Genomic DNA, 14,792 nt, shown 5'->3' with positions numbered 1-14,792 from the left:
TAAAAACACAAAGGAGCTTTTTTATACTCTTTTCTTAATTTCTAATCCAAAACTGACGTTAATACGAACTACAAACCTAATATACAAAATATTTCATGACGACACTATCTAGAAAGACTATGCGTAAAGAAATACATAGGAACTAACGTTCTTTTTACTAGTGATATGAATCTATTATAGCTCACTAATGTTCTAAACTCACTTGAGTGAAATTGCTCTAAATGAATATAATACATCTTAAAATTTCTAAAACCTATTAGATGAAAAGCAATTAGTATAGTCATTATTTCGCTTAAGTTAAGAGAACAAGTTCTAGTGGGTTTTCTTGTGGGCTCTGTTAACAGCTTTTTCTCCATATAAGGCTATTATTTATTTTCTTAGATTTCATCCTTATTTTGCAAGCTTTTTATACAAAACAACCTAAAAACTGGTTATTAACCATATATAAATTTAACCATTTATTTGCTGATTAACAAATAATTATATGGTATTTCAGGGCCGACTAATTATTTTTTATAGCTTTTTTCCCGATCTATATAATTTTTAAAGTATTTTATCTACGTCTAGTACTATAGCTGTTTTCTGTTTATTAGCTAGATTAGTCGACGGATCATTAGATCTATAGCCAGATATACCCAAGTGATTCTTAGACTTACCTTGAATAATATTTTTTACCTTTTCAGAAAAAATTCTGTTTGTAATCAAAGGTCCCTTTCTATAAGTTAGATTTAGATAAGGATCGTTATATAATTTCATAATGAACTTTTCCCATATAGGGCGAGCGGTTGCACTGCCATTTCCTAGCTTAAAATCTCTAAAGTGAATACAGCGGTCTTCTCCGCCTACCCAAACCCCCGTACAAAGATTTTGGGTTAACCCTATAAACCAACCATCAGAATGATTAGAGGTGGTACCTGATTTCCCTGCGATATCGTTCTCTTCTCTTAGGGCAATAGATACACTATTTAAAGCGCCTTCATCCAGCGCGCCTTGCAGCATATAAGTCATAAGATCAGCGGTATCTTTATGAATCGCTTCGCGATGTTGTGGAGTAAAGGTTTGTAATATATTACCATGCTTATCTTCAATATGAGTAATAAAGAAAGGTTCTGTCCAAACCCCTTCATTCAAAAAAGTACTATATGCACCTACCATTTCATAAATCGAGGCATCACTACAACCCAGACAAATAGCAGGAACCGGATCTAAAGGCCCTTTGATACCCATCCGGTTGGCACAGTCTACAACTCGTTGGGGGCCAAGTTGTTTAATCAAATAAGCTGTGATAGAATTGTAGGATTTAGCCATAGCATAACGCAAAGTGTAGGGCTTACCAGAATAGCTTTTCCAGGCATTTTGTGGTGTCCACATTTCACCGTTGGGTTGTAAGAACGTAACGGGTAGATCTGTTACCAGATCTGTAGGCAAGAAACCATTATCTAATGCTACTGTATAGACAATAGGCTTAAAAGTTGAACCAGTTTGTCGTTTGCTCTGTTTTACATGATCGTACTGAAAATATTTGTAATCAATGCCACCTACCCAGGCTTTAATATGGCCTGTATAAGGATCCATGGCCATACATCCAGCCTGTAATATTCTTCGATGATGTTTAAAGGCTTCTATAGGGGTGATCATTTTTTGAATAGGCCCATTCCAGGAAAATAATAGAGTGGGTACAGGTGTATGCAACACCCTATGAATTGATTCGGTATCTGTTCCATACTCTTTATGTAACCTTTGGCAAAAAGGTGTTTTTTGTATTTCTTTTTCAATATAGTCTGCTATTTCATTCCCATTTTCATGAATCCATGGATTTTGATCTTTCCAGTGGTCATCAAATTTAGCTTGTAACAGCGCCATATGTTCTTTTACAGCAGTTTCTGCGTGCACTTGCATCCGACTATGAATGGTTGTATAGATGCGCAGTCCATCTGAAAAAAGATCATATCCATTTTCTTGCGTCCATTTTAATAGGAAATCACGTACTACTGCCCTAAAATAGGGTGCTATGCCTTTTTCATAATTTTCTTCTTGATAGTGTAACTCGGTAGGTATTTCTGAAATAAGGTCATAATCAGATTTTTTTAAAAATCCATACTTGACCATTTGACCTAATACTACGTTTCTAATATGGTTGGCTTTTTCAGGATTTTTGATAGGACTGTATCGAGTAGGTGCACGTAATAGTCCTACCAATAGCGCAGCCTCTTCTATACGTAATTCGGCCGGTGTTTTGTTAAAGAATGTGCGTGCGGCTACTTTAATACCATATGTATTACTCCCAAAAGTAACTGTATTCAGATACATGGCTATAAGTTCTTGCTTGGTATAGGCACGTTCTAGTTGAACCGCTAAGATCCATTCCTTTGTTTTAAGGATCAGTTTACTAAGGAAAGGAATATGCGAACATTTGCCTCGATAGTTTGTTTCTTTTCTAATATTAAAGAGGTTTTTAGCCAACTGTTGGGTAAGCGTGCTTCCCCCTCCTTTATTTCGTTGTAATAAAATCGAAAGAAAAAAGGCACGTAATAAGCCCCTTAAATCTATACCAGCATGTTTTTCAAAACGGTAGTCCTCTGAGGCGATAAGCGCATGAATCATATTGGGAGAAATTGCTTCATAATTTACAGAGCTCCTGTTGTTTCTAAAATACTTTCCGAGTAAAACGCCATCTGCAGCATAGAGTTCAGAAGCCAATTCGCTTTGTGGGTTTTCTAATAATTCTGTTGAGGGCATGCTACCATATAAATGGTAAAAATCAACTTGAACAGAAAAAAGATAAGTAGGAATACCTATAATTGCTGCTGCAAAACATTTCCAGAGTATGCGTATTATTTTTTCCATATGTTATAATCTATAGTGGACCGAAAAAAACGGGGAAGAAATTATAGACTTTGTTTCCGTATTATTCCGCCTTTAGGGTATTGATTTTTTAAATCTGTAGGATATACATTCATAGGTTTCTGATATTTAATGCTGGAATGAAATCTGTTGTAATTGTATTTATGCATGTAATCTTTAATGCCCTGTTTAATTTCTTTAATATTTTTAAAATCGTTTATAAACAAGCAATTATATTTTATTGTTCTAAAAAAACGTTCTATCAGTACATTATCAATACTTCTACCTTTTCCATTCATTGATATTTTAACACCATAATTTTTTAACAATTGTATGTGATTATGAATGGTATATTGACTTCTTTGATCGCTAAACTGATGTTTCCAATTTTGAAGTGTTTTGGTTGTTACTCCATACTTGGATGATAACTCTATTAACGTTAATTCCTCTTTCAATAAATCTAAGACTATTTTAGTCTTCTCTACTGAACTAAATTTTCTGACCTTTTTTCTTCCCATTTGATAAAATCCATTATGAAAAAATAAAGCTACTAAAATAGGAAACATTTTAACTCATTTCTTGTCCAGTTTTTTCTGTCCACTCTATGCAAGAAATCCATCCTAGATTGAGGTCAATAGTTCCAACTTATATATTTTTTTCGTAAGATTGAAGGGTGGTTGCAACTATTAGAGCTATACTTTATCTACTATTGTAGATATGTTCTTTATGACACTAGATCATTTTTAAAATTACTACATTATTCACAGCGGTCATATGTTAAATAGAAGCGCCCGAAAAATCAACCCATTTTTCTTACATTATTTTTTATTTTATGCTATATTTGCGGCCTGTTTTGGCTTCTTCAGTTGTAATCGTGTGCGAATGGATCTTATACCTAAACGAAACACAATTTTGGGTACGTTGTCTGAAGATGGGAAAACAAAGTACCTAAAACTAGTTAGCATAAATGATGATACGGGAAAGAAAAAAATAGAAGAAGCCATTCGTAACATTAAAACGCCAGATGCTTTAGAAAAATTTATAGATATAAGTATTGAAAATCAAACAATCTATAATAGATTACTAAAACTTTTACCCAAATCTGAAAGACCTTCATTTCAAGCATATTTTCATCAAGCTGACCTAGATGCACAAACAAAGCTTATCAAGCAAAACAAAAAGCTGTTGGATCAGATTAATCGTAGCTCTGGTGAACAACACTATATTGACTTGCTTGAGATCGTATCAAACGAAGAAGCTATTGCGTTAAAAAATAAAATTCTCAATGCTACTAAACCAGAAGAGATCAACCAACTGATTACATCCACCCTGCCTAATCCATTTCAGCAATTAAGTGATGATAACAAAGCAATATTATCCAAAATAAAAGATGATGCCCGACAAGAGATTCTAAAATCTATTCACTGCAATAGTCAAAAAGACGGTATAGTGAACCATGATCTGGATGCGTTAATTAAACAAAAGGAGCAAGCACAATCCAAAAAAGATAAAGAGGCGGTACCAGCAGATGGTTGGGGCCCTAAACTATCATTAGAAGGTGAAGAAAGAAGGCAATTTTTATTCTCAATTATCGAATTTCCTCAGTCAGATCAAAATTCATTAAAAGATCTTTTCGATAAAGTAGACCCGGATAGTATTAGTAACTTTTTATCTGTGTACTATAGCGGATTTAATAAAAAAGAACGGATTGAACTCTTAAGTACCATCATTTACCTCTACAAAGGTTGGCCAGAGCTCACCATTAAGTTGTGTAATACACCCTCTTCATTGTCTCTTTTCGATAAATTTGGCTTATTTCGAAAAACCCAAAAGCATCAATTGGAACTATTGACTAAACTTGATGAACTGTTACAAGAATAATATATTTTAATAATGAAAAAAATTGCGATTAATGGATTCGGCCGTATTGGTCGATTGGCTTTACGTACGATTTTAGGTTGTAGTGATTTAGCGGTAGTAGGAATTAATGATCTAGCCAATAGTACAATTTTAGCCCATTTATTTAAATATGATTCCCACTATGGCCCCTTCAAAGGTGAGGTTATATGTGATGCTTCCAGCATCACCATATGCAACAAATACATTCAGGTCTATTCCTGCCCCGATCCATCTGTATTGCCTTGGGCTAAACTCGATGTAGATGTAGTCATAGAAGCTACTGGTCATTTTTTAGATAAAAAAGGGGCGACCAGCCATTTGACAGCAGGTGCTAAACAGGTAGTGCTCTCAGCACCTGCTAAGGATCAATCCATTCCTACTATTGTACTGGGTATAAATAATGATATTTTAAAAACAAAACCAGTTATTTTATCTAATGCTTCCTGTACCACCAATTGTTTGGCACCAGTTGCCAAAGTATTAGATGATCATTTTAGTATAGAACAAGGGGTCATTAACACCATTCATGCTTATACAGCTGATCAGTCGCTACAAGATGCACCGCATAATGATTTAAGAAGAGCAAGAGCAGCTCCACTATCTATCATCCCTACCTCTACAGGAGCTGCCAAAGCAATAGGGCTGGTAATGCCTCATTTAGCAGGCAAATTAGATGGAATTGCCATGAGGGTTCCTGTTTCAAATGGTTCAGTAGTAGACTTTACTGCACTATTAAAAAAAGAGACTACTAAGGAAGCTTTAAATCAGACCATGTATGAAGCAGCCCAAGGTCCACTTAAAAATATACTGGCCTATACGGAAGATCCGATTGTTTCTGTAGATGTAATAGGGAATACCCACTCTTCTGTTTTTGATGGAAAGTTAACCTACGTTAATAGAAAATTGGTAAAAGTAATTAGTTGGTATGATAACGAAGGAAGCTATGTCCATCGGTTGATAGACATTATACGATTGCTCTAATGGTCTAAGTTATAAAAACAAGAATTTGAAGCCACGGCATTTCATATATACAAATACCAAAATTAACTCTAAGGTTTTATTGCGTCTATTTAAAAAAAGCATTAAATTGGGACTTAGGTTTAAAACTTTAATAAAGATCTCTGGTATTACTTCTAGCTTATTCCCCTATTTTAAAGAATTTTGTTCATTATCGCAGCTAAAAAATAAGTATCTACTTTTGACAACTTTGCTAAATTAATGGCCGCATAATATCCAAAATTTAAGACGAGGTAAAGCCTATACACAATCAACTATAGACGTGCGACAGAGCTCAGAGCCAATAGCTAAACGGAGGCAAAAACATTTGTGATTTGAATGGACATATGGAGATAAACCATTTTTGCATTGCCATTTCGTTCTACATAATAATAAGCCTGCATCAATTGTGTTATAATCTCTTTTAATTGGTTTATGGTCACATTAAGACCAAATTTCTTGATAAATGTTGTTTCAGCAGGTAACCCCATTTGAAAAAGTGGATCATTGAATTTACCCAATAAGGTAGCTCTACTCATCTGTAATGCGTAGGTAAAAAAATTCTTTTGTGCTTCAATAGATAGTTTATAAAATATTTCAGATTGGGCAACTAATTTAATCAAATTACCACTATAGCAACAACGTATCCACTGACTAAAATAGTCAAAGTTTTCCTCAAGATTTTGCTCGAACAATTGAAACGCTTTAGACAGATTCCCTTGAGCCAGAAATGCTATTTCTTTACATCGATGGCCATCTAAATCGCTATAGATATTGCGGAATATTTGCTCAATAGCTTCTTCTGAAAAAGGAGGAATAACATGGTGTTGAGCACGTGATCTAATGGTTGGTAATATTTTTTCACTATTGCAACCAATCAATAAAAAAACAGTATATGGAGGTGGCTCCTCTAAAGTTTTTAATAGTGCATTAGCTGCCGTATGATGGAGATATTCTGGTAGCCATATGCAGACAACTTTATATGGCCCCATAAAAGGTTTTAAGCTAAGTTGTTGGATAATTTTACCAACCTCTTTTTTACTAATTTGACATTGTTTACGATCGAAGTGCATAGCAGTAGCCCACTCTTCCAACGTCAAAAAAGGATTTTTTTTAACCAGATTACGAAATATTTCTAGATAATTTCCATCTGATTTCGGTTCTAAAATTGCACTGCTAGTTTTTTTGGGGAAAACCAGTTGCAAATCTGGATGGGTCAATTTTCCCATGCTGGCACATGAAAAACAGTTGCCACAACTATCTGTTTCCTTGGAAGAACTACAATTTAAATAAGTAGCAAAGGCTAATGCTAAAGCAAGATTTGCAGAACCAGTAGGACCTATAAAAAGCTGCGCATGTGCCACCTTATCTGTAGCAACCATTCTTATTAAAGCATTTTTAAAAGCATAGTGGTCAGGTATCTTGGCAAATTGCATATCAAATAATAGATTTAAATCCCTTGCTACTTGAACACCTAATCTATTCGCTTTTTTAGGAACAGCATATACCTATAATAAGATGATGCATATAAGAGGTATAGTGTATTTCTTTTTTATTGAAAATCAGATATAAAAAAGATGATGCGAAAAATTGATTTAACAGATATGGCTAAAACTGGAAACATCAAAAAAAACTTTGACACAACCACTAATGAGGCCCTTTAATTGCGACCATTAAATAAGCTTAATACCTATTAAATAGTAGCATTTTTCTTTTTGTACTTTTGATTGAAACGCTCAATCCTACCTGCTGTATCTACAAAAATTTTCTTACCTGTATAAAAGGGATGAGAAACATAACTAACTTCTACTTTAAACAAAGGATATGTTTTTTTATCTTCCCACTCAATAGTTTCTGATGTATGTATAGTAGAACGCGTCATAAACTTAGCACCACTAGAAGTGTCTAAAAAGACAACTGGCCTATACTCCGGATGAATGTCTTTTTTCATAAGTATATTAAATAGTATGATTGATTGGATAAAACTATGCCCCAAATTTAGGAAAATTTATTCATTATCTCTACGTTTCTTCGATTAAAAAATAATACTTTATTCTTTCAACCCTTTGAGGCATCAAAAAAGTTCTTGCATAAAAGGGCTAGTGATCCAATATTATTGGTGCACAGCTTCGTATTCTTCTTCCTCCCACCACAAATTGGTCACATAATACTTAATCATACTATCTTCTCCATAATCACGTTGGGTTTTCATTTGTAAAGTATAGTTAAAAGTATCTCCAGCCCAGCGAAACTTAATTTTATTTCTAAAACTTCCATAATAGGCCTTTACGGTACTAACTTTATTGCTAGAATCTCCAAATGTACTGAGTGCTATAGCATGACTCATAGCATATAAACCACGACCTTTTTTACCAATTTTAGCAATGACTTCAAATGCATGGCATGCATTTAATGGAGGTGTAATATTATACCAAGTGCCATCTCCAGGGACTTCACCAGAAGCATATGCTCCCCTACGCCCATGCATACTGACGTTACCATTTACAGTTAATTTTTCTAATGGATTGGTGGTGCCTATACCAACATGGCCATTAGACTGGACAAGGAATCTACTCTCTCCTTCTTTATCAACAAGATTAAACCCAAAAGCTGGCGTATTTTTAGGATATTGTTCAATGCTCCAAGTAGGCTTAAAATCATTTAAGTTATTAAAAAAGGTTATCAACTTAGCGGAACTACCTTTAGGAGATAAACTTAAGCCATAATCTTGAGAAAGAATTTTATCATCTTGTTTATGGAACATGGAATCTATCAAGTCTTCAAAATCACGTTGGGTAGGAATAGATCCCTTTTCAAAGCTTTTCTTTAGTTCTTCTCTACTAGTGATGGCCATGATCGATTTTAATGTATTTTTTAGTGATTAAAGAGTATTCTTCTAAGCTTGGTATAGGGCTATCTTGATTTATACATAGCAATGGTTCTTCTTCTTTAGGCACTTGCCATGGACCTACTATAAAGTCTTCAGCAATAGCCATATCACCTATGCTACCGTGACGCAATTTCAGAGCAGTATCAAATGTATCCACAACAGCTATTTTATGCTTTTTTGAAGAAACCATGACAGACCATGGATGGCTGGCAAATAAATGGCTATCATAGGTTGTTATCTTATCTAACTTTAAGTCTGGAGGTTTACCAGCATACTTTAATATAGAAAAATTTCCTATGCCTTCTACATAATAACGGTTATTAATGAAGTCTATAATTTTAGAAGTAGGTATACTGCCACCCAATTGGACATCTTCCGATGGGTTCAATACCCATGGAGAAAAAAAGTTATATAAATCTTGATGTAGTAAGTTTAAAAACAATCCTTTTTCATAATCAGGTTTAAATTTAACCGTAACATTAACCTTTACATCCTCATAAGTAGGGTTTACTACTTCACACTTTATAAATGGAGCACTTACACTTTGAATATATGTCTTAATCTCAGCTAATAGCTGCCTACTTATCATAGGCATACCCACACTAAGATCTGTTTTAGCCATCACTACAATAGTTATATGACCAGGATTTACCATATTATTCCTGCTTTTTGAGGTATGGTTGATACACTTTACTCTGAAAATTTCTGGAAATTTTTCAAGGATAATGCGTTCATAATCCCAGACCGATATGGCTCTATTTTTATGCCTTAACCGCTCACTGACCCGTCTATATAAAGCTTGATGATTTTCAAACTGTCTTCCTCCAAAGGTTTGACAAGGTTGTAGGACCAATTCAATACCCTCTATAGGGTTTTGGAGCTGTTGTATCGCTTTTTCGGGTAGCACTGGAGCAGAAAAAACGCCATTTTTATCCATAACCCTTGATACAGCAGCGGCTTGTATATAAACGCCTACTATAGTGGGTAAGGCGCCGATGTCATTAATAAATTGTGCTTTAAACCAAGTTAATCCTGGATTCATGCAGGTATTATTTTTATTAAGATCGCTGGGCAACTTAGATAAATCAAAGATCATAATGCCAGATTTGGATAGCCCATTGGTGCCGTCTACAACAATCGCTTCCTCAAATGGCTCCCAAATGTTATCATATAAGTAGAACCATTTGGGTTTTGGGGTTTCTTGATCTGAACTATTTTCACGAATGGCTATATGCATGGATAAATTTGTACCATTTAGATCTTCTATGCCAAAAGCTATAAATTGCTCTGGTATCAATGGCAATAATGTAACTGGTGCGACTAACTTGCTAGGAAATAGTTTTAAATAGCCAAAAGAAGCAATACGAAAAAAACTGTTTAGATACTTTTCTTCCTCTTCTCCAGGAGGAGAAGTCAATACAATAGACTCCTCTGCTTCATAATCTACGGTAATGGCCTTGATACGGGGTGTATAAGGTGCATTCAAAATAATGGCATCTTCTTCCTGCTTTTTCTGAACGTTTTTAACGAGCACACTACTCATTAAATTAGGATAAATGGCATGACCAAAAGATTGCTCAGGTGTACATAATTGTAATTTTAAAAATCCAGCTGCTGTTTTAGGACCATAAACGGAAACATCTAACGGCGTATTTGCTTTAGTGATCCGTAATGCAGCTACATCAATTTCACTAATGGTTGTAAGATCATCTAACCGCTCACTACCTTTATTGGGTTTAACAATTTGAAAAAGAGATACGCGTTGCCTATTTTGAACATAAGATGGATTCCAATGCTGGTGGTTTAAGTAGGCTATACTGACCTTAAAGTCATCGTTGTTCACCTTAATAGGATAAGCATCATAATAGCTCTTAAACCCTCCTTCTATAGTAGGAAGACTATCCCATTTGATATGTATTTTCAAATCAGTCAAATTTTTAGAAAAAATTTCGCCACTTCCTATATAAAAACTACTGTCTAGTTTGGCCAACGGGCCAAAAGGTTCAAAAATTTGACTATTATCAATAATACCTAATTGATTCTGAAGAATTAATCCACGATATCCTTGTACACTAACCTTTAGATCTATTCTTTCCAGTACCAATCCACTTAAAAGATACAAACCAGTAAGTGATGCCCCATCACGTATGCGAATAGATAAAGTAGGGGTACCAGGATTAACTATACTCCCTTCATATCCGGTAGGCAACGCTTCTACTGATGGTACTTCTGTATTTAGGGATAGCGTCATATCTAGGCAACAGGTATCATGGATAAACTGTATTGCTACCAATTCTTTTGGTATATCTAACCATCCATTTTTAGTGGTAATTTGTACCCTTAACATGCTGTGAAAGATATCTGACAATTGTTTTAAAAATGCCTTATTATCAATTTCTTTATTTGGATTTCGCGTGATTAATAGCTGAAAAGACTCAAAGTTAAACTTCCATTTTACATAAATGGTACGGGTGCCTTCAGCAAGGTACAATAAAGGGGAACCAACCAATAAAGCTAAGTGTTGGTTGGTTTGCTTTCTGGCTACTTTATTATCTTTTAACGTAGGGAATAATTGAAAAGGAAGGGTTTGCAATAATTCGTTATTGTAAGTAGCAGCAGATAATTCAATGGTTTGATATCCTTCTTTATCCATTTTTTTAGTAGTAAATAGGGTATTAATCTCAGAGATTTTGGCTTTATTTACGGTTAGATTCCTTTTTGTTTCAAACAAAATATCTTCACTATTAACTGGATTTTTTGCAACCAACAGGCTTCCTTTTGGTACAAAAGCAAAAGAATAGTTGGGACTAAGCACAAAATGGACATAAGCTTGGTCCGGAATGGAAGGATTATTATTAAATTTTAATACGTGCCTATAGTAGTGGTCTAAGGTCCTTTGTGGGATATAATTAAGGTGCGCATCTGCATACTCTAGCAGCTGTAAAAAAGCTATCAAAAGTGCCATATGCGGTTCTTTGTTTTTAGAAGAAAGGGTGTCAAAATAATCGCTAGCAGATAGCTCCTTTAAAGTATAAATAGTATTAAAAATTGCATCAAAAAAATCATCAAAAATATCAATAACTTGATCATCATTAAGCTGTCTACCCTTTACTTCATCATAAAGCAAATCAGATTTTAATTGCCATAAAGAAGTATTATCGCACTTCTGATAAAGAAAAGTAGAAAAGTTTATAAAAGATTGAATAGAACTGCTTTTATGATGCTGCTGGAGCAACCCATATATTTTAGTGATATGGGTATTGATTTCTTCATCTATAATAGTAGCTAATTTTACGCGAACAACATCTTCATTGGATAGGTTTTTATACCAATAATCCAATAATATAATCAGCTCTTGCGCCACGGACAATATCGTCTCCATAGACTTTGCATCTGAAATGCCTCTATGCATGCGCCGTAGTGTTAAAAAATCTTCATGAATACGTTTTTTTAACGTATCAATATTGGTATGTAAAATTAGAGAACGTACAACAGTATCATCCTGCTCTAGAAATTTTCGCCAGATATTTTGATCTATTCGTTGATTGTTGTTGTCGTAGTAGGCTAATAAATCTGTATACAGATAAAGAAAGCGAAGGTGATCACTAAGTTGTCTATCACTAATCAATAGATCGTTTTCTACTAATTGAGGAAGTAATCGTTCAGCATGGCAGGTGCCTCTTCTGGCAAATAAAATATTAAGCTTCTTTTGAATATTCATACATTTAAACTATGATCTTTTTCCAAAAATTAAGATATTGGGTTCAAAGCAAGGGAAATGTGGTTAAGTAGACAATCGTCCTGCCTTCACATTAATCTAATCTAAAAACCACTTATAAAAAAGTAATTAAGCTGAAAATTTATGCACTTCTTATCTTATGTACTGAGCATAGTTGTTTGTATAGCAACAAATCTTGAATGGAATCATGGTATTATCTCTTGCGACAAAGGAGAGGTGGTTGTACAAACCTTGTGTGATATGGAATCGGATACTACCAATGAGCAAGATATGCCTGCTGATTCTTTAGATGAAATACTCAAAAAAGAGACCCATTCTGAAGGTGCAATTCAAAACATATTAGGTGGTTTGGCACTTTGTTACAATGTATTAACCAACCTTCTTTTATACCCAATTTTTTCTTTTTTACTATTACTATTATCGGTAGGAGCTATTGTACTAGGTGCACTTTGGATAAAGAAAATAAAAAATGAAAAATCAATTTCTACAAGATGGATCCTATGTACCTGTTTGTATTTACTTCTGTATTTAGATCTATTTTTAGTCGTCTACCAGAAAAAGAAAATTCTTTTTTTAATGCTAGAATTAGAAAAAGATCTTTTTTTAATAATCGCTGCTGCATCTATAGGTTATATAGTAGGTAAGTTCTTTTCTAGCAAGTTTTTCGAAGAAAAAGAATTACCCTAGCTGCAAAAGATGTAGCCTTACAGCTATTGTTTTTTATCCACGTTAGGGATAGCGCCCTGTATCAGCTACTGGGTAAATAGATGAACCCATCGCCTAAACAGAAAGCGAATGGGCGTGCAGCAATGCTTCCAGACTATAGGCTTGATCTAAACAATAATTACCTATTTGGGTTCGACATAACGTATGGAGGTAGCCTCCAACGCCTAATTTTTGTCCTAAATCATGGACAAGACTTCGTACATAGGTCCCTTTACTACAAACCAATTTGAAATTAACAAATGGTAAATTAAACCCTGTCAGCAAGAAAGAATAGATCGTAATAGGGCGGGGAGACAATATAGTTTCTTCTCCTTTTCTAGCCATTTTATAGGCTCTTTTTCCACCTATTTTAATGGCTGAATAGATAGGAGGTATTTGTGTTATAGCCCCAACAAAAGTAGCAGCAGCAGCGCTTACCATCTCTTCAGTGATATGATCATAGCTAGACAGACTATTAAACGGTGTCTCTAAATCCATAGATGGTGTAGTCTTACCAAGCACCATTTGGCCAGTATAAACCTTATCTAGCCCTTGAAGGGTGCTAATTTTTTTAGTTTGCCTCCCACTACACAATAAAAGTAATCCTGTCGCTAGGGGATCTAAGGTACCCGCGTGACCTATTTTTTTTATTTTTAATGCGCAACGAAGTTTCTTTATCACATCAAAGGAAGTCCACCCCAAAGGTTTATGAACCATAAAAATAGCCTCAGAAAAGTCATTTTGCAGTTTATGCATACTATTATAGAATATATTATGGGCTAATGGGCTAAACTTGGAAGATACAGCTTCTACAAGCTAAATAAAAACTATTTCTTTAGATTTATAACAAGATTGGGTACCATTTCGTCCTGCTACAACCAACTCTCCTGCCCTATTCACAGATAATATAGATCCTTCTAACCATCCATTGGTGGTTGCAAAGGTATGAAATCCTGTTTTACGGTAAAGTTTATTGATATACCTTTCCCAAAGTAAATTATCCATTCCATTTTGTAAATGAGCATAATAACCACCAAAGGCATCCATAATATGGGTTAACAATAGCGATCTATCAAAGCTGTTTCCGCTATCTATGGCCAAGGAAGTGAAGTTAGCAGACTCAAAATGCAGTTGGTTAACATTTAATCCAATACCAATGACCGCTGCCTTTATTTTATAGCCCTCTCCTATATTGGTTTCAATTAATATACCACCTAATTTTTTATCTAAGTAATAGAGATCATTGGGCCATTTTATAGCTATCCCCTTTGGAAAGTAGTCTACTAGTGCATCATAAATTGCTAAACTAGTAACAACATTCAAGGAAAACACCCTGTCTATTGTTAACCATTCCGGATATAAAATAAAAGAAAAAAGAAGATTTTTACCTGATTCTGAAGTCCATTTACTACCACGTTGCCCTCTGCCTTTATATTGATGATCTGCAATAAAAACCGTTCCTTCTGCTGCATGCAGTAGATAGGTTTGGGCTAAGTCGTTGGTAGAAGCACAGCTTTTATAATAAAATGAAGCCCTATCAAATGGCGCATCAGCCTGAACAGCGTCGTTCAATGGGTCAAATAGATCATGCATGGGAATATAATTTATATCCACTACTTTTTTATAACTTGTATAAAGCAAGATATTAAGAGAGTTGCAATAGAAAATTGCAACGGGTTTATGATAAAAACCCAATCCTTTATTGAGACGTAAATATTA

General features: G+C 34.6%; 10 protein-coding genes and 2 pseudogenes. 3 read left to right on the top strand and 9 right to left on the bottom strand.

Going from position 1 to position 14,792, the window contains the following annotated elements:
* Positions 1-107: 107 nt before the first annotated feature.
* From CHV_RS05550 to CHV_RS05185, 3 genes and pseudogenes are all read right to left on the bottom strand, one after another.
* Positions 108-362: pseudogene (locus CHV_RS05550) on the bottom strand (IS982 family transposase); the annotation flags it as partial.
* Between the two features lie 181 nt (positions 363-543).
* The gene (locus tag CHV_RS01730; RefSeq protein WP_034576695.1) at positions 544-2,847 is read right to left on the bottom strand and encodes a transglycosylase domain-containing protein; all 2,304 of its coding nucleotides are present in this window, start codon (positions 2,845-2,847) and stop codon (positions 544-546) included.
* Positions 2,848-2,888: 41 nt separating this feature from the next.
* Positions 2,889-3,341, bottom strand: a pseudogene (locus CHV_RS05185) (integrase core domain-containing protein); the annotation flags it as partial.
* 415 nt (positions 3,342-3,756) lie between these two features.
* Between CHV_RS05185 and CHV_RS01720 the strand changes: the two are divergent.
* Positions 3,757-4,725 (top strand): hypothetical protein, encoded by a 969-nt coding sequence (locus CHV_RS01720; RefSeq protein WP_130721315.1) that lies wholly within the window; start codon positions 3,757-3,759, stop codon positions 4,723-4,725.
* A 12-nt stretch (positions 4,726-4,737) separates the two neighbouring features.
* Positions 4,738-5,724 carry a type I glyceraldehyde-3-phosphate dehydrogenase gene (gene gap / locus CHV_RS01715; protein WP_034576692.1) on the top strand — a complete coding sequence of 329 codons (987 nt, stop codon included), beginning with the start codon at positions 4,738-4,740 and terminating at the stop codon, positions 5,722-5,724.
* 323 nt (positions 5,725-6,047) lie between these two features.
* Here gap and CHV_RS01710 read toward each other — a convergent pair whose 3' ends face one another.
* From CHV_RS01710 to CHV_RS01695, 4 genes are all read right to left on the bottom strand, one after another.
* Positions 6,048-7,175: a DNA polymerase III subunit gene (locus tag CHV_RS01710; RefSeq protein WP_034576691.1), complete on the bottom strand. Its 1,128-nt coding sequence runs from the start codon at positions 7,173-7,175 to the stop codon at positions 6,048-6,050.
* 257 nt (positions 7,176-7,432) lie between these two features.
* Positions 7,433-7,690 carry a type B 50S ribosomal protein L31 gene (locus tag CHV_RS01705; RefSeq protein ID WP_034576690.1) on the bottom strand — a complete coding sequence of 86 codons (258 nt, stop codon included), beginning with the start codon at positions 7,688-7,690 and terminating at the stop codon, positions 7,433-7,435.
* 162 nt (positions 7,691-7,852) lie between these two features.
* Positions 7,853-8,593, bottom strand: coding sequence for a hypothetical protein (locus CHV_RS01700; protein WP_034576687.1), 741 nt, complete (start codon positions 8,591-8,593; stop codon positions 7,853-7,855).
* Entirely contained in the window at positions 8,580-12,350 is a 3,771-nt protein-coding gene (locus tag CHV_RS01695; RefSeq protein ID WP_034576685.1) for a baseplate J/gp47 family protein, read from the bottom strand. The genes CHV_RS01700 and CHV_RS01695 overlap by 14 nt, the downstream gene beginning before the upstream one ends.
* A gap of 141 nt (positions 12,351-12,491) precedes the next feature.
* Between CHV_RS01695 and CHV_RS01690 the strand changes: the two genes are divergently transcribed.
* Positions 12,492-13,055, top strand: coding sequence for a hypothetical protein (locus CHV_RS01690; RefSeq protein ID WP_034576684.1), 564 nt, complete (start codon positions 12,492-12,494; stop codon positions 13,053-13,055).
* A gap of 93 nt (positions 13,056-13,148) precedes the next feature.
* On the opposite strand, the gene truB is transcribed toward CHV_RS01690, so the two are convergent.
* Both truB and CHV_RS01680 read right to left on the bottom strand, forming a co-directional pair.
* Positions 13,149-13,829: a tRNA pseudouridine(55) synthase TruB gene (gene truB, locus CHV_RS01685; protein ID WP_034576683.1), complete on the bottom strand. Its 681-nt coding sequence runs from the start codon at positions 13,827-13,829 to the stop codon at positions 13,149-13,151.
* Between the two features lie 60 nt (positions 13,830-13,889).
* Entirely contained in the window at positions 13,890-14,666 is a 777-nt protein-coding gene (locus CHV_RS01680; RefSeq protein WP_156933586.1) for a biotin--[acetyl-CoA-carboxylase] ligase, read from the bottom strand.
* Positions 14,667-14,792 lie beyond the last annotated feature (126 nt).

Source organism: Cardinium endosymbiont cBtQ1 of Bemisia tabaci, assembly GCF_000689375.1.
Lineage (GTDB): Bacteria > Bacteroidota > Bacteroidia > Cytophagales > Amoebophilaceae > Cardinium.
The sequence above is the reverse complement of the archived record's forward strand: the minus strand, read 5'-3'. Positions and strand labels throughout refer to the sequence as shown.

Coding starts and splice junctions, on each gene's coding strand:
- CHV_RS01700 (WP_034576687.1), bottom strand. CDS start 8,593: ATGGCCATCACTAGTAGAGAAGAACTAAAGAAAAGCTTTGAAAAGGGA.
- truB (WP_034576683.1), bottom strand. CDS start 13,829: ATGCATAAACTGCAAAATGACTTTTCTGAGGCTATTTTTATGGTTCAT.
- gap (WP_034576692.1), top strand. CDS start 4,738: ATGAAAAAAATTGCGATTAATGGATTCGGCCGTATTGGTCGATTGGCT.
- CHV_RS01705 (WP_034576690.1), bottom strand. CDS start 7,690: ATGAAAAAAGACATTCATCCGGAGTATAGGCCAGTTGTCTTTTTAGAC.
- CHV_RS01690 (WP_034576684.1), top strand. CDS start 12,492: ATGCACTTCTTATCTTATGTACTGAGCATAGTTGTTTGTATAGCAACA.
- CHV_RS01680 (WP_156933586.1), bottom strand. CDS start 14,666: ATGCATGATCTATTTGACCCATTGAACGACGCTGTTCAGGCTGATGCG.
- CHV_RS01710 (WP_034576691.1), bottom strand. CDS start 7,175: ATGCAATTTGCCAAGATACCTGACCACTATGCTTTTAAAAATGCTTTA.
- CHV_RS01730 (WP_034576695.1), bottom strand. CDS start 2,847: ATGGAAAAAATAATACGCATACTCTGGAAATGTTTTGCAGCAGCAATT.
- CHV_RS01695 (WP_034576685.1), bottom strand. CDS start 12,350: ATGAATATTCAAAAGAAGCTTAATATTTTATTTGCCAGAAGAGGCACC.